Origin of the sequence: Thioalkalivibrio sp. AKL10 (genome assembly GCF_000381845.1) — a bacterium.
GTDB classification, from domain to species: Bacteria; Pseudomonadota; Gammaproteobacteria; order Ectothiorhodospirales; family Ectothiorhodospiraceae; genus Thioalkalivibrio; species Thioalkalivibrio versutus.
Genome location: NZ_KB907145.1, coordinates 159,719 through 185,563, shown reverse-complemented (window position 1 = coordinate 185,563; position 25,845 = coordinate 159,719). Strand labels below are relative to the sequence as shown.

General features: G+C 66.4%; 22 protein-coding genes. 4 read left to right on the top strand and 18 right to left on the bottom strand.

Going from position 1 to position 25,845, the window contains the following annotated elements:
• Positions 1–43: 43 nt before the first annotated feature.
• Positions 44–1,933, bottom strand: a complete 1,890-nt coding sequence (gene recQ / locus G333_RS0111940) for a DNA helicase RecQ (RefSeq protein ID WP_019563440.1) — start codon at positions 1,931–1,933, stop codon at positions 44–46.
• Between the two features lie 199 nt (positions 1,934–2,132).
• Here recQ and G333_RS0111935 point away from each other — a divergent pair, with 199 nt between their 5' ends.
• The 3 genes from G333_RS0111935 to G333_RS0111925 all read left to right on the top strand — a co-directional run bounded on the left by G333_RS0111935 (position 2,133) and on the right by G333_RS0111925 (position 5,590).
• A complete protein-coding gene (locus tag G333_RS0111935) occupies positions 2,133–2,594 on the top strand; it encodes a c-type cytochrome (protein ID WP_019628552.1) in 462 nt (153 codons plus the stop codon).
• Positions 2,595–2,599: 5 nt separating this feature from the next.
• Positions 2,600–3,598 (top strand): diguanylate cyclase, encoded by a 999-nt coding sequence (locus tag G333_RS0111930; protein ID WP_019628551.1) that lies wholly within the window; start codon positions 2,600–2,602, stop codon positions 3,596–3,598.
• Positions 3,599–3,769: 171 nt separating this feature from the next.
• Positions 3,770–5,590 carry an ABC transporter ATP-binding protein/permease gene (locus tag G333_RS0111925; protein WP_019628550.1) on the top strand — a complete coding sequence of 607 codons (1,821 nt, stop codon included), beginning with the start codon at positions 3,770–3,772 and terminating at the stop codon, positions 5,588–5,590.
• A gap of 245 nt (positions 5,591–5,835) precedes the next feature.
• Here the strand turns inward: G333_RS0111925 and arfB are convergent, their stop codons facing one another.
• From arfB to G333_RS0111840, 17 genes are all read right to left on the bottom strand, one after another.
• A complete protein-coding gene (gene arfB, locus G333_RS0111920; RefSeq protein WP_018143971.1) occupies positions 5,836–6,252 on the bottom strand; it encodes an alternative ribosome rescue aminoacyl-tRNA hydrolase ArfB in 417 nt (138 codons plus the stop codon).
• A gap of 7 nt (positions 6,253–6,259) precedes the next feature.
• Positions 6,260–6,574 (bottom strand): hypothetical protein, encoded by a 315-nt coding sequence (locus G333_RS0111915; protein WP_018951125.1) that lies wholly within the window; start codon positions 6,572–6,574, stop codon positions 6,260–6,262.
• 182 nt (positions 6,575–6,756) lie between these two features.
• Positions 6,757–8,349, bottom strand: coding sequence for a peptide chain release factor 3 (locus tag G333_RS0111910; RefSeq protein ID WP_018143973.1), 1,593 nt, complete (start codon positions 8,347–8,349; stop codon positions 6,757–6,759).
• A gap of 131 nt (positions 8,350–8,480) precedes the next feature.
• Positions 8,481–9,287: a tetratricopeptide repeat protein gene (locus G333_RS0111905; protein ID WP_038031762.1), complete on the bottom strand. Its 807-nt coding sequence runs from the start codon at positions 9,285–9,287 to the stop codon at positions 8,481–8,483.
• 174 nt (positions 9,288–9,461) lie between these two features.
• Positions 9,462–9,941, bottom strand: a complete 480-nt coding sequence (gene rimI / locus G333_RS0111900) for a ribosomal protein S18-alanine N-acetyltransferase (protein WP_018938867.1) — start codon at positions 9,939–9,941, stop codon at positions 9,462–9,464.
• A 91-nt stretch (positions 9,942–10,032) separates the two neighbouring features.
• Entirely contained in the window at positions 10,033–10,776 is a 744-nt protein-coding gene (locus G333_RS0111895; protein WP_019628549.1) for a uracil-DNA glycosylase family protein, read from the bottom strand.
• A 4-nt stretch (positions 10,777–10,780) separates the two neighbouring features.
• Entirely contained in the window at positions 10,781–11,611 is an 831-nt protein-coding gene (gene pssA / locus G333_RS0111890) for a CDP-diacylglycerol--serine O-phosphatidyltransferase (protein WP_018176075.1), read from the bottom strand.
• Positions 11,608–12,282 (bottom strand): phosphatidylserine decarboxylase, encoded by a 675-nt coding sequence (locus G333_RS0111885; RefSeq protein ID WP_018938865.1) that lies wholly within the window; start codon positions 12,280–12,282, stop codon positions 11,608–11,610. The genes pssA and G333_RS0111885 overlap by 4 nt, the downstream gene beginning before the upstream one ends.
• A 61-nt stretch (positions 12,283–12,343) precedes the next feature.
• Positions 12,344–13,360: a ketol-acid reductoisomerase gene (gene ilvC / locus G333_RS0111880; RefSeq protein WP_018168432.1), complete on the bottom strand. Its 1,017-nt coding sequence runs from the start codon at positions 13,358–13,360 to the stop codon at positions 12,344–12,346.
• Positions 13,361–13,445: 85 nt separating this feature from the next.
• A complete protein-coding gene (ilvN, locus tag G333_RS0111875) occupies positions 13,446–13,940 on the bottom strand; it encodes an acetolactate synthase small subunit (protein WP_018143980.1) in 495 nt (164 codons plus the stop codon).
• A gap of 22 nt (positions 13,941–13,962) precedes the next feature.
• Positions 13,963–15,681: a biosynthetic-type acetolactate synthase large subunit gene (gene ilvB / locus G333_RS0111870; protein ID WP_018938863.1), complete on the bottom strand. Its 1,719-nt coding sequence runs from the start codon at positions 15,679–15,681 to the stop codon at positions 13,963–13,965.
• A gap of 330 nt (positions 15,682–16,011) precedes the next feature.
• The gene (locus G333_RS0111865; RefSeq protein WP_019628548.1) at positions 16,012–17,595 is read right to left on the bottom strand and encodes a DNA mismatch repair protein MutS; all 1,584 of its coding nucleotides are present in this window, start codon (positions 17,593–17,595) and stop codon (positions 16,012–16,014) included.
• Positions 17,596–17,788: 193 nt separating this feature from the next.
• Complete coding sequence (locus G333_RS0111860) at positions 17,789–18,958, bottom strand: aldo/keto reductase (RefSeq protein WP_019628547.1); 1,170 nt, start codon at positions 18,956–18,958, stop codon at positions 17,789–17,791.
• Between the two features lie 246 nt (positions 18,959–19,204).
• Positions 19,205–20,095 carry a PEP-CTERM domain protein gene (locus G333_RS0111855; RefSeq protein ID WP_019628546.1) on the bottom strand — a complete coding sequence of 297 codons (891 nt, stop codon included), beginning with the start codon at positions 20,093–20,095 and terminating at the stop codon, positions 19,205–19,207.
• Between the two features lie 303 nt (positions 20,096–20,398).
• Positions 20,399–21,616: an acetoin utilization protein AcuC gene (locus G333_RS0111850; RefSeq protein WP_019628545.1), complete on the bottom strand. Its 1,218-nt coding sequence runs from the start codon at positions 21,614–21,616 to the stop codon at positions 20,399–20,401.
• A complete protein-coding gene (locus G333_RS0111845) occupies positions 21,613–24,168 on the bottom strand; it encodes a nitric oxide reductase activation protein NorD (RefSeq protein ID WP_019628544.1) in 2,556 nt (851 codons plus the stop codon). The genes G333_RS0111850 and G333_RS0111845 overlap by 4 nt, the downstream gene beginning before the upstream one ends.
• A complete protein-coding gene (locus G333_RS0111840) occupies positions 24,165–25,025 on the bottom strand; it encodes a CbbQ/NirQ/NorQ/GpvN family protein (protein WP_018168425.1) in 861 nt (286 codons plus the stop codon). The genes G333_RS0111845 and G333_RS0111840 overlap by 4 nt, the downstream gene beginning before the upstream one ends.
• A 251-nt stretch (positions 25,026–25,276) precedes the next feature.
• Here G333_RS0111840 and G333_RS0111835 point away from each other — a divergent pair, with 251 nt between their 5' ends.
• The gene (locus G333_RS0111835) at positions 25,277–25,594 is read left to right on the top strand and encodes a hypothetical protein (RefSeq protein WP_018143988.1); all 318 of its coding nucleotides are present in this window, start codon (positions 25,277–25,279) and stop codon (positions 25,592–25,594) included.
• Positions 25,595–25,845: the final 251 nt, after the last annotated feature.

Sequence of the window (25,845 nt, the reverse complement as noted above, 5' to 3'; positions counted from 1 at the left end):
GCGGTCTCCCCGAACGCATCATTTGGTGTGGTTTTTCGCACCACTATAGCCCGAAATGCCCCTCGATGGCCTTGATAAAGGCATCGCCGTAGCGTTCCAGCTTGTGCTGCCCGACCCCGGAGATCCCGGCCATCTCGTCATGGGTGCGCGGCGCGGCCGCCACCATCTCCAGCAATGTGGCATCGCTGAAGATCACGTAGGGCGGCACCCCCTGATCCCGCGCCAGCTCGGTACGCAGGCCCCTCAGCGCCTCCCAGAGGGAGCGATCCTCGGTGTCCATCGCCGCGACTGTACGGGCCGTATCACGCCGTGCCGGGCTGGCGGTACGTGCCCCCTTCTCCGGACGGGCCGCCTCCTCGCGCAGGTGAATCCCCTCCTCTCCGCGCAGAACCGGGCGACAGGCCGGATCCAGCTTCAGTCCGCCGTAGCCCTCGTCATCCAGGCGCAGCAGCCCACGCGCCAGCAACTGCCGGACCACGCCGCGCCACTGCGCCTTGTCGAGTTCCTTGCCAATGCCGAAGGTGCTCAGACGATCGTGCCCCAGACGGGTCAGGCGCTCACTGGCCGAGCCGCGCAGCACGTCGATCACATGCCCGGCGCCGAAGCGCTCGCCGGTTCGATAGATGCAGGACAGGAGCTTTTGCACCGGCACGCTGGCATCCCAGGTCGCCGGCGGCTCCAGACAGTTGTCGCAGGCCCCGCAGGGTTCCGGCATGTGCTCGTCGAAATATCCCAGCAGGGCCTGGCGGCGGCAGCTGGTGATCTCGCAGAAGCCCAGCATGGCCTCCAGCTTTTGCTGTTCGACGCGCTGACGCTCGGCCCCGGCCTGCGACCCCTCCAGCATCTGGCGCAGGGTCACGACATCCTGCAACCCAAAGACCATCCAGGCATTGGCCGGCAGGCCATCGCGGCCGGCGCGGCCAGTCTCCTGATAGTAGCCCTCCAGACTCTTCGGCAGGTTCAGGTGGGCGACAAAGCGCACATTCGGCTTGTCGATGCCCATGCCGAAGGCGATGGTGGCGACCATCACCACCCCCTCCTCGCGCAGGAAGCGGGTCTGGTTCGCCGCGCGGGTCGCGGCCGGCAGGCCGGCGTGATACGGCAGGGCGGTGACACCCTGCTCCGCCAGCCATTCGGCCACGGCGTCCACCTTCTTGCGCGACAGGCAGTAGACGATCCCCGCCTCTCCGGCGTGTTCCTCGCGGATGAAGCGCAGCAGCCGATCGCGTGCCGAGCCGCCGCGGCCGCCGTCCGCCTGGGCGATGCGGTAGCGGATATTGGGGCGGTCGAAGGAACTGACGAAGGCGCGCGCCTGTTCGAGGCACAGCCGTTCGCGGATCTCCTGGCGGGTCGGGCCGTCGGCGGTCGCAGTCAGGGCCAGGCGCGGCACCTGCGGAAAACGCTCGGCCAGCACCGCCAGTTGACTGTATTCGGGGCGGAAGTCATGCCCCCACTGCGAGACGCAGTGCGCCTCGTCGATCGCGAACAGGGCGAGGTCGATGCCTTCCAGGCGTTCCAGCATGCCCGAGGCAAACAGCCGCTCTGGCGACATGTACAGGAGATCCAGTTCGCCGGCGTGCAGGGCCGCCAGCACGGAACGCGCCTCGTCCGCCTTCTGGCCGGAGTCCAGGCTGGCCGCGGCCACGCCGTTCTGGCGCAGGGCGGCGACCTGGTCCTGCATCAGCGCGATCAGCGGCGAGATCACGATGCCGCAGCCGGATCGAGCCAGCGCCGGGATCTGGTAGCAGAGCGACTTGCCGCCGCCGGTGGGCATCAGCACCACCGCGTCGCCACCACCGGTCACGTGCTCAACGATCGCCTGCTGCTGGCCGCGAAATTCCGTATAGCCGAAGGTCTCGCGCAGGATCTCCAGTAGCGCCGCCGCCGGAGCGCTTCCCTGCGCTTCTCCAGCTGCAAGACCCGAGGGTTCCAATGGATACACTCCAAACAAGATGACAGGCGGGCAAGACTGCCGAATGCCCGGCACCGCTGCAAGCGACAGGCGTCGGAATCACCCTGCGCCGCCCGCAACCGACACTTTCAAGAAGGCGCTGATTCGGTTTTTTGCGCCTTTCCGCGATAACACCCGCCACGCTAGACTGCCAACCCAGCCCCTCTTCTCCGGAGTTCCAATGCCGACCCCCGTCCGCCTCCTGCCCGTTGTCTGTCTCGCGCTATTGACGCTCGCCGCCTGCTCCGAGGCCCCGGATTCGGACACCGGCGACGCGGCCGCGCAGGCACCCGCCAGCGAGTCGAACGCGGCCTCGGGCTCCACGGCGCAGCTCGACTACAGCCTGCCGCCGGAGGATTTCGCCGCCGACCCCGAGGCCGGCCGCTCGCTGTTCCGGTCCAACTGCATGCAGTGCCACGGGGAGGAGGCGCGCGGCACCGACCAGGGGCCGCCGCTGATCCACCGGATCTACGAACCCTCGCACCACCCGGATATCACCTTCCATCGTGCCGTGGCCCTGGGCGGGCACCAGCACCACTGGGAATTTGGCGAGATGCCTCCGGTGGCCGGCGTGTCCGGCGAGGACACCGCCCACATCATCGCGTGGATCCGCCAGGAGCAGCGCGCCGTCGGCATCGACTGATCTCGATGCCCTCCAACGGCAAGGCCGCCATCCGCCAGGTCGTTCACGGTTACCTCGACGCCTGGCTGCGTGAGCGCGACCTCGCACGCGTACTCGGGTGGCACGCACCACAGGTCAGTGGCTTCGGAACCGGAGGCGACGAAGCGGCCTTCACACCCGAGGACGTGGAGCGCGTCGTCGGACGCGACATCGAACAGGTCCCGGAACCCTTCGACTACGAGATACACCGCGAAGACGTCCGCCTCGTCACGGATGAGGTCGCCCTGGTGATGCTGGTATTCGACATGCTGCTCGACACCCGCGGACAACGGGTGCGACTGAACGGGCTGCGGGCCAGCCTCTTGCTGCACCGGACCGGCGACGGCTGGCACCTGGAACACCTGCACGGTTCCTTCCCCGCCAGCGTCCACGATGCCGACGAGCCGTACCCGGTCAAGGAGCTGGAGGAGCGCGCGCATGTGCTCGAACGCCTGGTCCAGGAGCGAACACACTCCCTGGAGGCGGCCCAGAGACGCCTGGAACGTCTCGCCACCACCGACCCGCTGACGGGCCTGCACAACCGCATGAAGGCGAGCGAGATGCTGGCCGACGAAATCCGGCGGGCCGAACGTCACGGGGGCCTGCTTGGCGCGATCATGATGGATCTGGACCACTTCAAGCCGATCAACGACACCCTGGGGCACGGTCGCGGCGATGCCGTACTCACCGAGGTCGGTCGCCTGATCGCCGCCCGCATCCGCGAAACCGACCGGGCCGCCCGCTGGGGTGGCGAGGAATTCCTCATCCTGTGCCCGCAGGGCGATGTCGTGGCCACGAGCCAACTGGCCGAGGATCTGCGCCGCACCCTTGAGGCCACCGACTTCGACACCGGACACACGCTGACCGCCAGCTTCGGCGTGGCCCAGCTGACCCCAGGCGAGAGCGCGGAGGCCCTGGTCGATCGCGCCGACCGCGCCCTGTACGCCGCCAAGAATGCCGGGCGCAACCAGGTACAGGGCACGTGAACTCGATCCGGCGTCTGCGGGTCGACCTGGAACAGGACCGGGGCGAGGGCTACCGCATCCACCGCTGACCTTCCGCGGACGCAGGGATGAGCCGCTACTGAACGCGCGCCCATGTGCGAATTCCGCCGCGCCTCTCTAAAGTAAGCGACCTACCCAGCCCCGGACTCCCCCATGCGCGGTCATTCCAGCGTGCACGATGCGCCCGACGAGGCGATCAACTGGCGCATCGTTCGCTCCCTGTTCCCCTATCTCGCGGAGTTCCGCGGGCGGCTGTTCCTCGCCCTCGGGCTGATGGGCCTGGCCAAGCTCGCGACCGTGCTGGTCCCGCTGGCACTGAAATACATCGTCGATCACTTCGAGGATTCCGGCACCGACGCGCTGGTGACAGTACCGGTGGCACTGGTGGTGGCCTACGGCCTGTTGCGCTTTGGCGGCACCCTGTTCGGGGAACTGCGCGACGCGGTCTTCGTGCGGGTGGCCGAGCGCGCAATGCGGCGGGCGGCCCTGCGCGTGTTCGAACATCTGCATCGGCTGGAGCTGAGCTTTCATCTGGCGCGCGAGACCGGCGGGCTGGCCCGTGACATCGAACGCGGCACCAGCGGCATCAGCTTCCTGCTGCGCTTCATGGTCTTCAACATCCTGCCGACGATCATCGAGATCGCCATGGTCGCGGTCATCCTGCTGGTCGCGGTGGGCCCGGTATTCACCCTGACGGTGATCATCGCGGTGGCGGCCTACATCGCCTGGTCGGTGTGGATTACCGAGTGGCGCACCCGCTTCGTGCGCGAGGCGAATCAGCGCGACAACGAATCCAACACCCGCGCGATTGACAGCCTGCTGAACTACGAGACGGTGAAGTATTTCGGCAACGAGGGCTTCGAGGCCCGGCGCTACGACGAGGGCCTGGCCACCTGGGAACAGGCGCGTACCAAGAACGTGCTGTCGCTGGTGCTGTTGAACTCCGGTCAGGCCCTGATCATCGCCGGCGCGATCACCGTGATGATGCTGCTGGCCGCCAGCCGCGTGGCCTCGGGGCAGATGTCGCTGGGCGACCTGGTGATGGTCAACGCCTACATGATCCAGCTGTTCATGCCGTTGAACTTCCTCGGCTTCGTCTATCGCGAGATCCGCCAGTCGCTGGCGAACATCGAGCGCCTGTTCGGGCTGCTGGAAAAGCCCGTGCAGGTCGAGGACCGGCCGGACGCACCGGATCTCGAGGTCACCAGCGGGCAGGTGCGCTTCGAACAGGTCGCCTTCCACTACCAGCCGGAGCGCCCGATCCTCGCGGACGTCTCGCTCGAGATCCCCGCCGGGCACAAGCTCGCGGTGGTCGGGCCCAGCGGGGCCGGCAAGTCCACGCTCGCGCGTTTGCTGTTCCGCTTCTTTGACGTGACCGACGGGCGCATCACCATCGACGGACAGGACATCCGCGAGGTGACCCAGCAGAGCCTGCGCCGCGCGATCGGCGTGGTCCCGCAGGACACCGTGCTGTTCAACTCCAGCATTCGCTACAACATCGCCTACGGCGACCCGGAAGCGTCCGAAGAGGCGATCTTGCGCGCGGTACACCTGGCGCACCTGGACGATTTCATCGAACGCCTGCCCGACGGTCTGGACACGGTGGTCGGCGAACGCGGGCTCAAGGTCTCCGGCGGCGAGAAACAGCGCATCGCCATCGCCCGCATGCTGCTGAAGGACCCGCCGATCCTGGTATTCGACGAGGCCACCTCGTCACTGGACTCGGGCTCGGAGAAGGCCATCCTGCAGGCCCTGAACGAGGTCTCGGCGCGGCGCACCACGCTGGTCATTGCCCACCGCCTGTCCACCGTGAAGGACGCCGAGCAGATCGTGGTGCTGGACCAGGGCCGCGTGGTCGAACGCGGCACCCATCGCGAACTCCTCGCCAGGAACGGCGCCTACGCCCGCCTGTGGCAACACCAGCAGGAACACGAACCCACCACCGCCAACGCAAGCCCGAACGCCGGGGACTAAACCCTTGTTCACCACGGAGGGGACAGAGAAAACAGCGAAGTGGAAGTGGAAGTGAGATACGGGTATTGATTGCAGCCTGGGTTACTGCCGGTTAACCGCCGCTGCTGCGTGCGCTTGGCGGCACCCCGCACCCTTGACGGATCACGCACATCAGAGCCTTTCGAATTTCTCCTTGTCCTCCGTGCTGAATACGCCCTTGAATTCCTCCATTGCTTCGTGCGCTTCGTGGTGAACCGAGAAGTGAATCAGTCCGGGTCGACGCGGCCGCGCAGGGCCTTCTTGCGGCCGCGCTGGGTCTTGCCCTCCAGGCGGCGCAGCTTGGATGCGCGGGTCGGCCGCGTGGCCTTGCGCGCCTTGATCGGGCGGCCCGCCTCGCGCAGCAGCTCCGCCAGGCGTTCGAGCGCGTCCTCGCGATTGGCCTCCTGGGTACGGTACTGCTGCGCCTTGATGACGATCACGCCCTCCTTGCTGATGCGCTGATCGCGGCGGCGCAGCAGGCGTTCCTTGTAGACATCGGGCAGGCCGGAGGCGCGGATATCGAAGCGCAGGTGAATGGCCGAAGCGACCTTGTTGACGTTCTGGCCGCCAGCCCCCTGGGCACGGATCGGAATCAGCTCGATCTCGTGCTCGGGGACGCTCACGCTGTTGGAGATTTGCAGCATCGCGGGATCAGCGAAACTCGCCGCCACGGATCCGGCCGTCGTCGTCCAGATCGGCGAAGAACCGACTGTGATCGGTGCGGTATTCCTGGGTCACGATGTCGCCGGGCAGCACCAGCATCACGTCGGGGTAGACGCGCCCGAATTCCGCGGGTGTCGGGCGGCTCTCGAGAAAATGCAGGAACGGGTTCATCTGCTCGACCGTGCCCGGACGCGGCTCGGGCCCGTCACCCCGGGTCTCGGTCTTGTGCACCGAACAGGCACCAACGCCCAGCGCCAGCACTACAACCACCAGGGCCGGGGTCCATCGGAAATTCAACGCCATGCAAACCTCCTGCGCAGGCCAGATGCAACGTCATTGCGAGGCGCCGAAGGCGCCGCGGCACCCTCCAGAAGCTCGCACCCCAGCTAGATCCGATAGCCCACGGGAGATTGCTTCGTCGCTTCGCTCCTCGCAATGACGGGCCAATGTCCCGCGCGCCGAGGGAGTAGTTAGGAGCGCGGAGGTTACTCCGTCGGCTGGCCGTGCTCGCGGGTCGACTGGAAGCGGATCTCCGGCCACTTCTCCTGCGCCATCTGCAGGTTGACCCGGGTCGGGGCGATATAGACCAGATCGCCGCCGTGGTCGATGGCCAGGTTGGTCGCCGCCTTCTCCTTGAACTCGTCGAATTTCTTCGGATCATCGCTTTCGACCCAGCGCGCCGTCTGGACGTTCACGTTCTCGAACTGTGCCTCCACCTTGTACTCGGTGCGCAGGCGTTCGGCGACCACCTCGAACTGCAGCACGCCGACCGCCCCCAGGATCAGGTCGTTGTTGGTCAACGGGCGATAGAGCTGGGTCGCACCCTCCTCGCACAGCTCCTGCAGCCCCTTGGCGAGCTGCTTCATCTTCAGCGGGTCCTTCAACTGCGCGCGGCGGAACAGCTCCGGGGCGAAGTTCGGCACACCGGTGAAGGTCAGGTCCTCGCCCTGGGTGAAGGTATCCCCGATGCGGATGGTGCCGTGGTTGTGGATGCCGATGATGTCGCCGGGATAGGCGGTCTCCACGTGCTCGCGGTCGGAGGCCAGGAAGGTCAGCGCGTCCGGGATCTTCACGTCGCGCCCGATGCGCACGTGGCGCAACTTGGCGCCCTTGTCGAAGGTGCCCGAGCAGATGCGCATGAACGCGATGCGGTCGCGGTGGTTCGGGTCCATGTTCGCCTGGATCTTGAACACGAAGCCGGTGAACTTCTCCTCGGTCGGCTCTACCTTGCGCGAGTGGGTCGGGCGCGGCAACGGGCCCGGAGCATACTCGACGAAGTCGTCCAGCAGCTCCTCGATCCCGAAGTTGTTGATCGCCGAGCCGAAGAACACCGGGGTCTGCGCGCCGCTCAGGTAGGCCTCCGGGTCAAATGCGTGCGAGGCGCCCTGCACCAGTTCCAGTTCCTCGCGCAGCTCCCCGGCCTGCGGCCCCAGCACCTCGTCCAGGCGCGGGTTGTCCAGGCCCTCGATGATCTCGCCGGTGGACTTCTTGCCGCCCTCTTCGGGGTCGTACAGATGCACCGCGTCGCGGCGGAGGTGATAGACGCCACGGAAGCGCTTTCCCGAGCCGATCGGCCAGGTGATCGGGGCGCACTGGATCTTCAGCACTTCCTCGACCTCGTCCAGCAACTCGATCGGATCGCGGCCCTCGCGGTCCATCTTGTTCACAAAGGTCATGATCGGCGTATCGCGCAGCCGGCAGACCTCCATCAGCTTGATGGTCCGTTCCTCGACACCCTTGGCGGCGTCGATCACCATCAGCGCGGAGTCCACTGCGGTCAGCGTGCGATAGGTGTCCTCGGAGAAGTCCGCGTGTCCCGGGGTGTCCAGCAGGTTCACCATGCGGCCCTTGTACGGGTACTGCATGACGGAAGAGGTGACCGAGATGCCACGCGATTTCTCCATCTCCATCCAGTCGGAGGTGGCATGGCGCGCTGACTTGCGCCCCTTGACCGTACCGGCGAGCTGGATCGCGCCGCCGTACAGCAGGAGCTTTTCGGTCATGGTGGTCTTGCCGGCGTCCGGGTGCGAAATGATCGCGAAGGTCCGGCGTCGGCGGGTTTCCTCGATAAAGGACATGAATACGGGCCGCTTGAATCAAGCCCGTCAGTTTAACGCGAAAGCGCGGGCCCGGTTCATCTTTCCGGGGGCCCAACATGCAAACGGCCCCGAAAAACGGGGCCGTTTGCATGGGTTCCGGCGCTGCCCGATCAGCGCGCCGAGGCCGCCTGAAGCGCGGCGTTCTGTTCCTTGAGGCGCCCCTGGGCAGTCACCAGGTCACGGTTGTTCATGCGAGTCTCCAGCGAGGCCAGGCGTTCCCGGTCGTCCGCCATGCTGTACCAGACATGCGCCTGCACCAGATCACGTTCGACCCCGCGACCGTTCTGGTGCAGGCGACCCAGCCCGATCTGGGCATGCCGGTAGCCCTGCTCCGCTGCAGCGGTATACCAGCGCGCGGCGGCGGCCGGATCACGCGAGGTGCCCTGACCATTCTCGTGCATCAGCCCCACATAATACTGCGCGGCAGGCAGTCCCTGATCTGCCGCCTTGCCCAACCACTCGAGTGCGGCGGTCGGATCCTGCTCGCCATTGGCCAGATGGCTGCCCAGCCAGTACTGGGCATCGGCATGACCCAGTTCTGCCGCGCGGGAGTAGTGTTCGTGACTGCGTTCGGCGTCGGCCGCGGTGCCCTTGCCAGTCGCGAAGAGGTAACCCAGATAGTAATGCGCACTGGCGTGGTCGGCATCCGCAGCGCGAGCAAACCAGCGCAGGGCCTGATCGTAATCCACCGCCGTGCCGCGCCCGGCGTAGTTCGCCATGCCCACGTCGAACATCGCCGCCGTATTGCCCTTCTGTGCGTTGCTTTCACGGATCTCGTACCAGACTTCCAGCAGCTCCTGCTGGCGCTCGGCCTCGTCGTAGCCGAAGGCCTGCTGGGCATGGGCAAGCCCTCCGGTAGCCAGGAGCGGCAGCGCCAGGGGGAGCGAAACAAACAATGCACGTAGGGATCGGGACATGGGTTACCTCATCCGGAGTCGGGGCCAATACCGAGTTCGATCATAGACCCGGGGGGTGACCGTCACAACGCGGAGGTCCCGGGACGAGAACCCAAGGCGGCAAAACCCGACCGGGTTACGGATTTTGCACCCGACGCTGTGACTGACTTCACACTCCGGCGCCGAACCGACACATCATGCCCCGGCGGGTGCGGCGCAGCGACGCGTCAGCACCCAGGCATCCTCGCGGCCGCTGGGGAGCGGGTAATAGCGCGGACGGGTACCGATATGCTCAAAGCCCTCGGAGCGGTAGAGCTGCACCGCCGCCACATTGGATGGGCGCACCTCGAGGAACAACGCCTCTGCATCCTGACTGCAGACATAGTCAAACAGGCGACGGACCATGAAACGGCCAAGCCCGTTGCCCTGCCAGCGCGGGTCCACCGTAAGGTTGAGCAGGTGGGCCTCGCCGGCGGCCACCGTCAGTACACTATGCCCCACCTGGCGACCATCCACCGCCAGCACCCAGCAGTCGTAACCCACCCGAAGACAGTCCTCGAAGATGCGGGCGGTCCAGGGGTACGCATAGGCCTCGCGCTCCACGCGCATCACGCCTTCCACATCCGCCACCTGCATGCGGCGCAACTCGGGCTGGACGCGGGGTTCGGCACTCATGACGCAGGCTTCTCCAGCAGCAGTGAAGGAAAGGACGGGGCGAGGTATCGTTGGTTCGGAACCCTGCGACTCGGTCAAGGTTCCCAATCCCTCAATCAGTGAGCGGTTTTGACAGACAGGTCCGGGCGCGCTGCAGGTCCTGCCAGGCACGGGCCTTGTCGCCCGGCTTTCGCAGCAGGTAGGCCGGGTGGTAGGTCACGACCAGAGGAACGCCCTGGTAGCGCTGCTCCGTGCCACGCAGCCGACCGAGAGGCTCGTCCGTCGCCAGCAAGGCGTGGGCCGCTACACGCCCCAGCGCCACAATGACCTCTGGCTGGATCAGTTCGATCTGGCGATCGAGAAACCCGCGGCAGGCCGCGGACTCCTGGGGGTTCGGGTCACGGTTCCCGGGCGGGCGGCACTTCAACACGTTGGCGATAAACACGTCGCGGCTCCGGTCCAGGCCCAGCGCCCGCAGCATGTTGTCCAGCAGCTGCCCCGCACGACCCACAAAGGGCTCGCCACGGCGGTCCTCTTCCGCACCCGGGGCCTCGCCAACGAACAGCCAGCGCGCGCGCGGGTCGCCCACCCCGAACACGGTCTGCGTGCGTTCGCGGGCCAGCTCGGCGCAGGCATGGCAGCCGCGCACCCGCGCCTCCAGGGCCTCCCAGTCCAGGGTATCGACCGCGGCGTCCGGCGCCTTGGCATCCACGACCTCGGCGTGCTCGCCCGCCACAAAGGTGGATTCCGCCGGAGGCGCCGCAGCCTCGGTCTTGTCCTCCAGCGCGATGCGCGAGCGCCACACCGGAATGCCCATGTCCGCGAGGATGCGGCGCTGGCGCACCGACAGCGACACGCGGTTACTCCCCCGACGGCGCCCGGCGACGATGCCGGCGCCAGCGCTCCAGGGTCAGTAGCGGCCCGGACAGGGCATAGATGACGAAGGCCGCCAGCAGGACCTTGGGCGGATCCAGGGCCAGCAGCATCAGCGCCAGCACCACCCCGACGATCGCCAGGAAAGGCACCCGATGCTTGAAGTCCATGTCCTTGAAGCTGAAGTAGGTCAGGTTGCTGACCATCGCCGCCCCGGCGAGCACGGTGACCACCAAGATGCCCACCAGATAGGGGTCGGCCAGCTCCGCCGGGATGCCCCAGTCCTCCAGCACCCAGACCATGCCCACCAGGATCGCGGCGCTGGCGGGGCTTGGCAGCCCCTGGAAAAAGCGCTTGTCGCTGACCGCGAGCCGGCTGTTGAAGCGCGCCAGGCGCAGGGCCGCGGCGGTGGCAAAGAAGAACGCCGCCACCCAGCCGAAGTTGCCGAGGTCGTGCAGTTGCCAGAGGTAGACCACCAGCGCCGGGGCCACACCGAAGGACACCAGATCCGACAGCGAGTCGTACTGCGCGCCGAACTCGCTCTGGGTATCGGTCATGCGCGCGACGCGGCCGTCCAGGGTGTCCAGCACCATGGCCACGAAGATCGCGATGGCGGCGGTGATGTATTCGCCATTGATTGCGGACACGATGGCGAAGAATCCGGAGAACAGCACCCCGGTGGTGAACAGGTTGGGCAGCAGATACACCCCGCGCCGGCGCCGGCGATGGGGCGGCTGGTCGTCGGCGACGGTATCCTCGCCCTCGATGTAGTCCGGCTCGGGATCCGTCCGTCGGTCGCCTTCGTCCCCTGCACTCATTGCAGCACCTCCGCCGCGCTCTCGTCGTCCCCGGTCGCCTCGGATTCGGGTAACCCGCCGAGCAAGGCCGAACCCGCCAGGACCCGCTGCCCCGGCTCGACCATCACCTGCGCGCCGACCGGCAGCCAGACCTCGAAGGTACCACCAAAGCCGGCGAAGCCCATGCGCTTGCCGCGTCCCAGGCGGTTGCCGGGGACGTTGTTCTGCATGCGCACCATGCGGGGCCAGTGATCGACGCTGAGTGCCAGGGTCAGCCGGGTGCCCTCGTCGGTCTCCAGCGCATAGGCCAGACGCCCCTCCAGCTGGGCATCCGGCACCTCGTCGGTCTCCTTGCCGGGCCAGACCCGTTCGCGAATCTCGGCCTCCTGCGGGGCGTGCACGTTGTATTCGCCCAGGCGGCGCTGACGCAGGCGGATGCAGACCGCCGGCTTTTTCGTAAACGGATCCCGGGTCTCGGTAATCGACTCGATCGTGCCATCGGCCGGAGCGATCACGCCCAGGGCCGGTGCCGGGGCCTTGCGCCGCACGTTCCGGAACAGCCCCATCAGGGCCACGGTGAGGATCACCATGAACAGGCCCAGCTCCGCCTCCCCGACCAGCAGCGTAATCACCGTCATCCACGCGGCGATGATGACGAACAGACGGCCTTCGGGAGCTAGCGGAAACAGCATCGGGTGCTCGAGAGAGAGGACGCCCTGCGACAGACCGGAATGTCCATCGCAGGGCCTCGCATCAGTTGCGGGACTTGTCGACCAGCTGGTTGGCCGTGATCCACGGCATCATGGACCGCAGACGCTCGCCGACCTGCTCGATCTCGTGGGCGGCGTTCAGGCGTCGGTTGGCGGTCATCGACGGGTAGTTCATCGCGCCTTCCAGGATGAACTGCTTGGCGTACTCGCCGTTCTGGATGTTGCGCAGGGCCTCGCGCATGGCCCAGCGCGACTCTTCGTTGATCACCTTCGGGCCGGTCACGTACTCGCCGTACTCGGCATTGTTGGAGATCGAGTAGTTCATGTTGGCGATGCCGCCCTCGTACATCAGGTCGACGATCAGCTTGAGCTCGTGCAGGCACTCGAAGTAGGCCATCTCCGGTGCATACCCCGCCTCGGTCAGGGTCTCGAAGCCCGCCTTGACCAGTTCCACGGCACCCCCACACAGCACGGCCTGCTCGCCGAACAGGTCGGTTTCGGTCTCGTCCTTGAAGCTGGTCTCGATGATGCCAGTACGCCCGCCGCCGATCGCCGAGGCGTAGGACATCGCGATATCGCGCGCCTTGCCGGAGGCGTCCTGCTGGATGGCGATCAGATCGGGGATGCCACCGCCACGCACGAACTCGGAACGCACGGTGTGGCCCGGGGCCTTGGGCGCGATCATGATCACGTCCAGGTCCTTGCGCGGCTCGATCTGGTTGTAGTGGATCGCGAAGCCGTGGGCGAAGGCCAGGGTCGCGCCCTGCTTCAGGTTCGGCTCCAGCACATCGCGGTACAGCGCGGCCTGGTACTCGTCCGGGGCCAGCACCATGATCAGGTCGGCGCCGGCGGTCGCGGCATCGACATCGGCCACCGTCAGGCCGGCCTCTTCGGCCTTGGCGCGCGAGCTGGAGCCTTCGCGCAGGCCGACGGTCACGTCCACGCCGGAGTCCTTCAGGTTGTTCGCATGGGCGTGGCCCTGCGAACCGTAGCCGATGATGGCCACCTTCATGCCCTTGATGATGGAGAGATCGGCGTCTTTGTCGTAGTAAAGATTCATCGCAATTTCCTTGATATCAGCCCCCAGCGGGGCCCATGGCAAACAAACGAGCCCCGCCCCCGCAACGGGGGCCGGGCCCGGGGATTCAGATTTGCAGGGCGACGTCGCCCCGGGCGATGCCCATCACGCCGGAGCGCACGACCTCCAGGACAGTAAACGCGTCGAGGGCCACGAGGAAGGCGTCCAGCTTGGAGCCCTCGCCGGTGATCTCGATCACGTAGCTGTCATGGGCCACGTCGATGATCCGGCCGCGGAAGATATCCGCCAGGCGCTTGACCTCCTCGCGCTCGGCGGCCTCCGGCACACGCACCTTGACCAGCGCCATCTCGCGCTCGATGTGCGGATAGGCGGTCATGTCCAGCAGCTTGATCACGTCGATCAGCTTGTTCAGCTGCTTGGTGATCTGCTCGACGATCTCGTCGGAACCGCTGGTGACGATGGTCATGCGCGACAGCGACGGGTCGTCGGTCGGCGCGACAGTCAGTGACTCGATGTTGTAACCCCGTGCGGAGAACAGCCCGGCCACCCGCGAGAGGGCACCGGATTCGTTTTCCAGCAGGACACTAATGATATGACGCATACGGCTCTTCCCTGTACCCGGCTCAGACCAGGATCATTTCGTTCTGGCCGGCACCGGCCGGGATCATCGGATACACGTTCTCGGACTGGTCGGTAATGAAGTCCATGAACACCAGGCGGTCCTTCTGCGCCAGGGCCTCCTTGATCGCGCCCTCGACGTCGCCCGGCTGGGTGATCTGGATACCGACGTGGCCATAGGCCTCGGCCAGCTTCACGAAGTCCGGCAGCGCATCCATGTAGGACATGGCGTAGCGGCCCTGATAGAAGAACTCCTGCCACTGCCGGACCATGCCCAGGTAGCGGTTGTTCAGGTTCAGGATCTTCAGCGGCAGCTGGTACTGGAAGCAGGTCGACAGCTCCTGGATACACATCTGGATGCTGGCCTCGCCGGTAATGCAGCCCACCGTCGCCTCCGGATGCGCGAACTGCACGCCCATCGCAAACGGCAGACCCACGCCCATCGTGCCCAGGCCACCGGAGTTGATCCAGCGATTGGGCTTGTCGAAACCATAGAACTGCGCCGCCCACATCTGGTGCTGACCGACATCGGAGGTCACGTAGGCATCGCCCTCGGTCAGTTCCCAGAACTTTTGCACCACGTACTGCGGCTTGATCAGCCCGGAGGTCTGGTCGTACTTCAGGCAGTCCTGCGCCTGCCATTCCGCGATCTGTTTCCACCAGGTGGCCAGGGCCTCGGCGTCCGGCTTGCCGCCGGCCTCGTTCAGGCCCTTGATCAGTTCGCGCAGCACCGGCTCTACCTCGCCGACGATCGGCACGTCCACCTTCACGTTCTTGGAGATGGAGGACGGATCGACATCCACGTGCACGATCTTCGCATGCGGACAGAACTTCTCGATGTTGCCGGTCACGCGGTCATCGAAGCGCGCGCCAATGGCGATCAGCACATCCGCGTGGTGCATGGCCATGTTGGCCTCGTAGGTGCCGTGCATGCCCAGCATGCCCAGGAACTGCTTGTCCGACGCCGGATAGCCACCCAGCCCCATCAGGGTGTTGGTGATCGGATAGCCCAGCTGGCGGGTGAACTCGGTCAGGGCCTCGGAGCCACGCCCCAGGATCACGCCGCCGCCGGTGTAGATCATCGGCTGCTTGGCCGACAGGATCAGGTCCACCGCCTTGCGGATCTGGCCGGTATGCCCCTTCGTGGTCGGGTTGTAGGAGCGCATGTGGATGCTCTCCGGGTACTCGAACACGCAGGTATCGGCGGTCACGTCCTTCGGGATATCGACCACCACCGGGCCGGGACGCCCGGTGGTCGCCACGTAGAAGGCCTTCTTGATCGTGGACGCCAGGTCCTTCACGTCCTTGACCAGGAAGTTGTGCTTCACGCAGGGACGCGTGATCCCCACGGTATCCACTTCCTGGAAGGCGTCGTTGCCGATCATGCTGGTCGGCACCTGGCCGGTGAACACCACCAGCGGCACCGAATCCATGTAGGCATCGGCAATCCCGGTAATCGCGTTGGTCGCGCCGGGGCCCGAGGTGACCAGGGCTACGCCCGGCTTGTCGGAGGACTTGGCATAGCCCTCGGCCGCGTGCACCGCACCCTGCTCGTGGCGCACCAGCACATGGGAGACCTTGTCCTGCCGGTACAGCGCATCATAGATGTGCAGTACCGCACCACCGGGATACCCGAATACGACTTCGACGCCCTCGGCCTGGAGGCTGCGACAGAAGATTTCGGCGCCGGTGATGGCGGTGGCGGAGCTTGCGGACTCGGACATGGTGGTCGACTTCCTTACCGGGGGCTTGTGCACGATCGTCGGGCGATCACGCACCACAAATCAAAATAGCCCACCATTCTAATATGAAATCGCCCCCATTTCACGCCATAAAGCGGATGGGCACGCGGCAGACGTCGCGAGGAGCCAGCGATGTAGCCACCTGCAAACGGGGCTGGCTGACCTCGCCGGCCTGCCGGTCCCGCGAGATTGCCACGGCCCCTGGCGGGGCCTCTCAATGACGGGGTTGCGAGCACCGTCATCGCGAGGAGCGCAGCGACGTGGCGATCTTTTTGGGCGGCCCCGACGTCAAACCGAGCGGGCGCGGCAAGGTCAGCTGTGCTCGCCCCCGGCCTGCGCGGTGGGCAGCTCGGCGAAATGCTCGCGGGCCCGCGCCACCAGCTGCGGTGGCAGGCCGTTCTTCTCGGCGATGGTCAACCCGAAGGAGACCCCCGGCTCGCCGATCAGCAGCCGGTAGGTGGGCGACAGGGTGTCCGCATCGAACTGCATCGAGGCATTCACGATGCCCGCATGCTGCGCCGCGTAGTCCTTCAGCGGTGCCAGGTGGGTATTCACGATCCCGCGCGTACCGCGGGCGCGCAGCTCGTCCAGCATCGCCATGGCGAGGGCTGCACCTTCATCGGGGTCGGTACCGGTACCCAGCTCGTCCAGCAGGATCAGGCTTTCGGAACCCGCATGGTCGAGGATCCGCTTGAGCACCTCCACATGTCCGGCGAAGGTCGACAGATGGTGGAACAGGCTCTGGTGATCACCGACATCGACCATGACCCGATCAAAACGGCCGATGCGACAGTCCTGCTCGGCCGGGATATGCAGCCCGCACCAGGCCATGGTGACCAGCAGGCCCAGGGTCTTCAGCGCGACCGTCTTGCCGCCGGTGTTCGGGCCGGTAATCAGCAACAGCGGCTGCTCGCCATCCAGGCGAATCGACAGGGGAACCGGCTGCGGGCCGTTCCCCTCGGCGAACTGCAACAGCAGCAGCGGGTGGTAGGCCTCGATCAGCTCCACGCCGGCCTCGGGCTCCAGCCTCGGGGCATGGGCATTCATCTGCGCCGAAAGCTGTGCGGCGGCCGAGGCCAGATCAATCCAGGTCAGCGCGGTCAGCATCAGGTCCAACGGCTCGCCATGCTGGCGCACCCCATCGGTCAGCTCGCGCAACAGACGCTGCTGTTCGGTGTTGATCTGACTGTTGACCGTATCGAGCTGGTTGTTCAACGGGACCGCCTCGATCGGCTCCACGATCTGGTCACGCCCCCCCATCGCGGTGCCCCGACGCACACCCTTGACCGCCCCGGCCGCGTCGCCGCGCAGCACCATCACCGCGCGCTCCTGGTGCCACTGCACCTTCAGCGCATCCTCGCCCTTCTGCGCAAGATCGGAGTCCGCCAGGCGCTTTTTCACCACCGCCTCGACCTCGTCACGCAGCCGCCCGCGCTGCCCGAAGGCCTCGACCAGCTCGGCGCTGGCATCTTCGCGCAGCGAGCCGCCAGGGTTGAGGCAGGCAGCCAGGCGTTGTTCCAGTGCCTCGGGTGGGTACAGCTTGTTCAGATCCGCCGGATAGATCTCCGGGGTGTCGGCCAACTGATCCGCCAGTTCACGGGCCTGGCGCATGATGACCTGGAGATTGTGCAGGGCCTGTACCGGCAAGGCCGAACCGGGGTTGGCCGCCTGGCGCAGCGCGGCACGCACATCCGGCAGCTGGCCCAGCCGGGGCAGCGTGCCGGCATCCAGACGCTGGCGTGCGACGGTCACCGCCTTTTGCAGCGCCCGCGCCGCATCCAGATTCGGCGCCGGTTCCAGCCCGCGCGCGGCGTCGGCGCCATAGGGCGTGGCAGTCAGTCGCTCCAGCAGACGCTGGATCGCGGGGAATTCGAGGGCCTTCAGATCAACCTGCATGGGCTCGGACCTTGTGGATTTCGATTCAATACGGAACAAATTCGAAGTCGCCCGTCATTGCGAGGAGCGCAGCGACGAAGCAATCTCCTGAAGCTTGCAGCGCGCCCGCAATCCAGAATCCGGTGGTTCCGGACGGAGGTTGCTTCGTCGCTGCGCTCCTCGCAATGACAGGAGGTAAAAGATGGCGCCGGGGTTATTCCTCCTCGGCCTTCTTGAACATGCCGAGATAGGCCTTCTTGTCCATCATCGGCTCGCGCATCACCGCCAGCATGTCGTCCAGATGCTCCGGCGTGCTCATGCCGACCAGCGAGGTGCCCAGACCCGGCGTGGAGCGGTTGAACTGCAACGCGCGCTGCGCCGGGTTGGGCAGGCCCGCCAGTTGCTGCTCGACCACCTCCACCGACTGCTTCGCCAGATGCCCCTTCAGCATGGAGTGCGAGGCGATCATGTACACCTCCAGCTGGTGAGCGGCCTGCAGCGGGCTGGCCACATTGCCCTGCCCGGTCGCGGTGTTGAAGCGGGTAAAGCCTTCCAGCATCACCTGGTTGAACGGCAGCATGGCGATCTTGAAGTGGTGCCGCGCATGGTCGTCGCCGGTCACCGTCTGCGCGGCGCGTTCGGCCAGGCCCTGCATGGAGGTGAGCGACTGGAACACCACCGCGTCGGTCTCCTCGCGGAAGCCCTCGAAGGTGGAGATGCCGTAGGTGCGGATCTTCTTTTCGAGTACCGCCCGCTCCAGCATCTCGAACACGGGCTCCAGCTTGCGGTTGGTCGGCTCCTTGCCGATCTCGTGGATGTGCACCTCGGGCTGGTCGATCAGGAACGCGTCCAGCGTCTCCACCCCCATCAGCGAGCGTGACAGCTCCATCTGGTAGTGGAGGTATTCCGGCGTCAGCAGATGCGCGCCCTTGGCCAGATCATCCTTCGTGCCCATGCCCTGGGCCTCGATCTCGCGCTGGAACCAGGCCTCCATATCGTCCGGAGGCCCACCGCGCAGGGTCAGGAAGCCGCCCTTGGAGATCAGGAACATCGCCTCGCGCGCAACCCCGGCCTCCAGCGCGGTATGCACGCCGGCCCCCACCGCGGCTAGCGACCGGCCGTAGCGGTAGTGCGCGCCGGTATCGACCACGTTGACGCCCTCGGCCAGGCCACGCGCAACGATCGCGGAGATCTGCGCGTCGACCTCGGCGGTGGCTGCCCCGCCGAAGGTGCCGATCCCGAGGCTCGACAGGCGCATCTTCGCGCGCGAGAACTCGCTGTAATGCCCCTCGGCGGCCTTGCCCTCGGACACGAACTGCTCTGCGTAACGACGCGTCGCCTTGGCATTGGCGTATCCGGGTATCAGTTTCTGCACGGGCTGCATGCGTCTCCTCGATTGGTCGCGGGCCCCAGGTGACGGATTCCGGGATGCCCCGAACCCTCACCCACCCGATGTGGGGGAGAATCGTACGTCAGCGGACGGGATTTGCGAAAACCCGCAACGCGAGCGGGCCACTACCGGCGGCATTGTACGGCCGCACAAACAGCCGCGCCCTGGCATGTGCCAGGGCGCGGGGCAGAGGCCGACCCGAGCCGGAAGCCAGGGGGCGGCAGAGGAAAGCAGCGGAGGCTACAGGCCCGGGGCCGAATGCCGATAGCGGCGGAAGGCCCCCAGCATCACGAGCCCAAGCCCGATCAACCAGACCGGCCCAGGGAGCGGAACCTCGGTCGTGGTGGCGAACCGACCGCTGAGATAGAGCTCCTCGAAGCCATTGTTCAGGTCGTCCATAAAGAAATCGATCCCGAACAGATAGCCTTCGCCGGAGAACAGGCCGAGATCCATGGTCGGGGCAAACACGATGTAGTCCAGCTTGCCGCTTCCCTTGTTGGCATCGGCCTCGTACACCTCGCCCGAATCGCCAACCACCTGGACGTCGCCGGGCGAGAGAACCGGGCCGCCATTGCCGTCGTCAAAGATCCAGCGAGCCACGCGTTCCCCGGTGACGGGGTCGTAGATAAAGACCTCGGCCTGGACCCACAGATCGGGGGCTGAGCCTGTCTGGTTGTGATCGAAGATGAACGTGGGGATTGTGGCCCCCGGGTTAATCGCATCCAGGTACGCCAGGAGGTTGTCCACCAGCACAGGCCCGTTGGCCTGGGTGCCCAGCCCCCAGTCACCAGTGAAGTCGGTCGTACCGCCACCCGGCAAGGGCATGGGGTCCTCGAAATTGTAGCTGCCGTCGGGCCCGATACCCTGATTGTTCTGACCACCCGCACCCGTGCCCACAATCAGGTCCAGCGTGCCGGTGCCCTGCCCGGTGTAGTTGGCCTGCGACAGGAAGCCCCACTGGTTCAGCAACGAGCCGGAGTAAGAATAGAAATCGTTGTACTGAATGGCGACCGGGATCCCGTCATAGGTCTCGTCGACGTCCGGAAGCTCGATAATGGCCGCGTTCGCCACCGAGCCTGCGAGCATTACGCCCGCTAGCACCACCACCTGCTTACTCCACCACTTGCGCATCACACTCACCTCCGGCTCCCGGCCTTTTGGCCGCTCAGGGCGCCTTTCGCCCTCTCGAGCAACTACGAAGCAAGACACACGCCAAAGCCGATAAGACCCTGTTTGATCGGGATTTCTTCTCAAACCCGATTCACCGTGAAGGGCCTCGTGTAAACCATTCCGACATTTTTCGGGAAAACGGCCCGAAACCCCGTCGGAAAGCTTTACACCCGATGGGCGCCCCAGGAGACGCGGAGCCGCAATCCAGGCTCGGTATCGTGTGTGCCCGCAGTCACGGGCCGGTGATGGGTCAGCGTCTCTTCACTACCCGCGCAACAGCGGGTGTGTATGGAAAAGCCGCTCCAGGCGGTCCTCGAGTTCGGGACGCACGGGGCCGGAACGGTCGGCGTCCAGGCGGGAGACGAACAGGTTCGCGTACCACGCCTCTTCCTCGTCCATGTCCCAGTCGACCTCGCGCAGCAAGGCCTGGCCGGCCGCGGGGATCGCGGCGGGGAGTTCGCGACCGGTCAGCAGGGCCCAGACGCCGGTCCAGCAGCGGGCGAGCGCGAGGGGGTGATAACCGCCACCACCGAGGACCAGCAGCTTCGGCGTGCCATCCGCATGGCGCGGGCTGGTCTCGATCACGTCGTCGATGCAGGCGAGGAAACACTGCGTGGAGATGCCGAACTTGCCGAGCGGATCCGGCAGCAGGGCATCGGTGCCGGCCTGGACGACAATCACGTCCGACCGCCAGCGATCAAGCACCGCGCCCCAGACCCGGGTGAAGGCGGCGCGGAATTCGCTGTCGTTGGTCTCCTTCGGCAGCGGCACGTTCACGGCGTTGCCGAGCGGACCGGTGTCCTCGATGCGGCCGCCCTCGAAGGGATAGCCGTATTCGGTGTCCATGTGCAGGGAGACGGTGAGGACATCCGGGTCATCGATGAACGCGGCCTCGACGCCGTCGCCGTGGTGGGCATCGATGTCTAGATAGAGCACACGCTGACCGGCCTGGCGCAGGCGCAGGATCGCGAGCGCGGGGTCGTTGAAGTAGCAGAAACCGCGCGCCTGGTCGGGGGCGGCGTGGTGCATGCCGCCGGCCGGGTTGAAGGCCATCTGCCCGCCCAGCACGACCTCGGCGCCCTGGATGGAACCGAAGGTGGCAGTGGCCGGGGTGGCGAAGAAGCCGACGAAGAACGGGTTTTCGAAGTTGCCGATGTTGTGGCGGTCGCGGTAGCGCTGGAAGACCTTGCCCAGGGCCTCGGCCCGCTGCATCGCGGAGACGTACTCGCGGGTGTGGAACCACTCGAGCTCGGCCGGCTGCGCCTTGCGCGTAACGGCCATCTCCCCGGGAGTGATCGCATCATAGGCCTCGATCAGGTCGAGGGTCAGCGAGACGCGCGGGATACCCAGCGGGTGGTTGTCGCCGTAGCTGTGCCCGCGATAGCGCGGCGCATGCAGCAGGGTCGCGTGGCGCCGGGCCGGAGCGCGCTCCGACCCCGGGGCTGTGGCGTCCTGATCGATGGCTTCGGGGGTGGCATTCACTGGCGCAGCCTCAGGTAGATCTCGGGCAGACGGCGCGGCAGCTCGTCCACGTGGTCGATGATGGTGTAGTGCCCGGGGCCGAAGATGGCCGGCAGGTACTCGGACCCGGACGGGTCCAGGGTGATGCAGAAGGGGTGAATACCGGCATCCACCGCCTCCTTCATCGCCATGCGGGTGTCTTCGTGCAGATAGCGCTGGTCACCGCCGTCGTCATAGTCAGCCGGGCGCCCGTCGGTGAGGATCAGCAACAGGCGGCGCTGGCTGGAGTTGCGCTTGAACGCCTCCAGCGAGTGACGGATGCCCGCCCCCATGCGCGAGGCCAGGCGCCCGGACACCCCGGCGATGCGGGCGCGCACGGTGTCGTTCAAGTCCTCGTTGAAATCCTTCAACCAGTAGTAGTTGACCTGGTCACGCTGCTTGGAGGCAAAGCCGGCGAGCGCGTAGGGATCGCCGACCTTCTCGATCGCCTCGGCGAACAGCATCATCCCCTCGCGGATGCGGTCGACGATCTTGCCCTGCCCACTCGGGTGGCGCGCCATGATGGAGGTGGACATGTCCGCCAGCATCAGCACCGAGGTGTCGCGGTGCTGCACCGCGCGGCGGCGGTAGATGAAGGCCTTGGGCGAGAGCCCGGCCTTCTTGTCGGCGATGTAGTCGATCACCGCCTCGGTATCCAGCTCGTCGCCGTCCAGCTGCTTGCGCTGTGGCGCCAGGCGCATCGGGCGCTGCATCTCCAGGCCGCGGGTCAGACGCTTCAGGGTGTCGGCGTTCTCCGACAGGATGGTCGCCGCCAGCTCCGGGTTCTCGTCGTCCAGCACGCGCTCGTAGAGGTTCACCCAGTCGGAGATGTAGCGTTGTTCGCGGTAGTCCCACTCGGGATACGGGATGCCGTCCTTCCGTGGCGTATAGGGTACGCCGCGCTTGGCCACCTGGGCCGGCTGCGGTATGCCGGTGCCGATGCGCCCGCCAGTACCGGAAGTCTCCTGCTGCGGGGTCTGGATATCCGCGTCCGGGTCCTTCTGCGCCTGTTCCGGGGCCTGCTGCGGCTGTTCTTCCTGTTTCTGGTGCTCGAGCTTGTGCTCGTCGTGGGCCTCGTGATCGCGGAAGTCGGCCAGGCTGCCATCGCGCTTGCGCTGCGGGTAGACCGGCAGCGACTGGTTCAGCGACAACCCCGGCAGGTAGGCCTCGGCACGCTCCTCAATCGTGATGTCCGGGAAGGTATCGTCGGCGAACAGTTCCTCGCCCACGGCCCACGCAGTGACGATATCGGCGTCCGGCTCCAGCATGCGCGCCAGGCGCGGGTCCTGGGGTTCGCCGCGCAGCAGGGCCTCGTGGGCGCGCAGGGCGAAGTCGTAATAGATGCCGGCCGCACCCTCCGGACGCTCGTGGGCCCGGGCAAGCTCCACCAGGCGCGACAGGAAGTTCGGGATGCGCGGGGCCAGGCGCGTGTTCACGCGCAGATCCTCGGCCAGGTCAAACAGGACCTGGAAGCTGAACATGCGCGCCTCGAACTGAGCGAACAACGGGCGCCAGGTGATGCGCGACTTGTCGTCCAGCGGCGGATGCTCGGCGCCGGCGCGCTCGAACAGGCGCTCGACGTCGGGTTGCGCGTAGGTATCAAAGGCGAGATGCGCGGCCGCGTGCTGGGTGGCGACGATCGCCTCCTCGCGGGAGTCCATCACGGCCGGCATGAACAGGCGGCGCCCGTCGGTCTCGAGCATCGGGCGGCCCTCGCCCGGCTTCCAGCTGGAGTCGGCCAGCGGGATGTCGGCATCCAGCCAGGCCATCAGCACCAGGCGCAGGAAGCGCCCGTTCATCCGCGGGCGGAAGCCCGGCAGCGCCTCCAGCAGGAGCTTCAGACTCTCGTCGCTCTCCAGGCGGAAATAGGCCTCGCCGCGCGAGCGCCCGGCCTTCAGCAAGTCCGCCCCGCGCCGCGCCCAGGAAAGCAGCCCCGCGTCACCGACCAGGTTGCGCGCGATCGGGGCACCCTCGAGGTAGGCGTCCAGGGTCAGACCACGCTCGTCGAACAGCTTTTCGGCCGGCTCGATCAGGGCGCGCAGGCCCTCGATGCCGCGCCCGCCCGAGAGCTTGTCGAATGGGGCCTCAAAATAGGCCCGGGCATCCGGCAGGCTGCGCGCGCACCAGCGCAGGCCGATCTCGGCCCACTCGCGCTCACCGGCCTCGCCCCACTCCGCGTACACCCGGTCGGCCTGCGCCATGAAGCCTTCCAGGGCGTAATTGGAGTTCACCCACTCCTGAAAGCGCGCAGCCTGCTCCAGCCACAGCTCCACCGTCTGCATGTGCTCGGCAAGTCGGGCCGAATGGCGCATGAAGCTCTTGCCGGCCTCGCGGTCATGGAAGAACAGGTCGCGCGCGGTCTCGATCCAGCGCCGCGCGATGGTCGCCCCGAACGGACGGATTGCCGGCAGGGCCTCCTTCGTATCGCGGTGCGCGACGAAGCTGATGTCCTCCAGGTGCTGGAGGATCTCCTCGATCTCGACGAGTTCTTCCGCCTCCGGTTTCGCGCCGCCTTGAGTCGCGGGGTCACTCACGCGGCTTCGGACTCGGGGAAGTGGGCGTCGAAGATCTCCTCCAGTGCCTGGATCAGCTCGGGGTCATCGGTGATCGGGGCGATCATCGCGGCGCGGCAGGCGACACGCGGGCTCAAACCCGCCTGCATCAGTTCGCCGGCATAGGCCAGCGCACGGGTGGAGGTGGCCTCTTCCAGACCGTGGTCCTTCAGCGCGCGCGCCTTGCGCCCGGCGGCGACCAGCTTCTCCACGCGATCGGCGTCCAGGCCACCGGATTCCTTGGCCACGATCTCGCGCTCGACATCCTCCTCCGGGTAGTCGAAGTGGATACCGACGAAGCGCTGCTTGGTGGAGGGCTTCAGGTCCTTCAATACGGTCTGATAGCCCGGGTTGTAGGAGATCACCAGCATGAAGTCTTCATGCGCATCGATGATCTGCGACTTCTTGTCCAGCGGAAGCTGGCGGCGGTGGTCAGTCAGCGGGTGGATCACCACGGTGGTGTCGGTACGCGCCTCGACGATTTCGTCGAGGTAGCAGATCGCACCCTCCTTGACCGAGCGCGTCAGCGGGCCGTCCTGCCAGACGGTTTCCTCGCCCTCCAGCAGGAAGCGACCGACCAGGTCGGAGCTGGTCAGGTCCTCGTGGCAGGACACCGTCACCAGCGGCTGGCCCAGGACGTGGGCGATGTGCTCCAGGAAGCGGGTCTTGCCGCAACCGGTCGGCCCCTTGAGCATCACCGGCAGGCGCTTCGAGTAAGCCGCCTTGAAGATCTCGATCTCGTCGCGCTGGGGCTTGTAGAACGGGGCGTCGCCCGCGTCCCCCGGTTTCTCGATGACGTCGCGTTCCACACCGCGGATGCGGTTGATCAGGTTCTTCATGGGATCTCCGATGTCGACCGCGCGGTCGGGACTGACCGCGGGGCCGGGACTGGTGTATGCGCGGGGGCGGCGTTACCCTGCTGCGCGTTGGGCGGGCCGCCAATCGTGTTCCCGCAGGCTTTGTTGTATCATTCTCTGTTTCTATTCTATCGAACCTGCGCACTTGCATGAACCAAACGCCCCACGGCTGCGGGGTTGGTCTTGCGGATGCGCCCGTCACTCGGATTCAGCGCTTCAATAGAGGACCCGGTATGAAACTTGTCAAGCTCGTCAAGCTGAACAACCTGCAGTACAACCCGAACCGCGACCCGAACTTCTACCGTCGTCCGGTCAACGAGGAATTCCGGCTGCAGGCCGTGCTGAACGGCTCCGGCAGCGCCCAGTGCTCGTTCTCCGTGGAAGGCGAGACCCTGTGCGAGGGCAGCGTGTCCCTGCCGGGCACCTTCGACTGCAAGTTCAGCTACGACACCGCCGGCACCCGCATTGGCGACCTGGTGATCGAGGGCAATGGCGAGACCTTCCACGAGAAGGTCCGCATCGACGTGCTGGAACACGCCTGGATCGGCTGATCCAGTCCGGCTAGCGCGGCCCCGCTCCATCGGGGACGGCAACAGCGAAAGGCCCCGCGGCAACCTGCCCGGGGCCTTTCGCGTTTCGGGTCCAGCCACAACCGTCCCTTGCCATCTCCTGCCACACGCCCCCGCCATCCCCGGCCAAATACCCCCTCGTTATCCCCGGCCTCATACTCCCTCGTCATCCCGGCCGCACGCCCCTCATCATCCCCGGCCGCATACCCTCTCGTCATCCCGGCCGCAGCGAA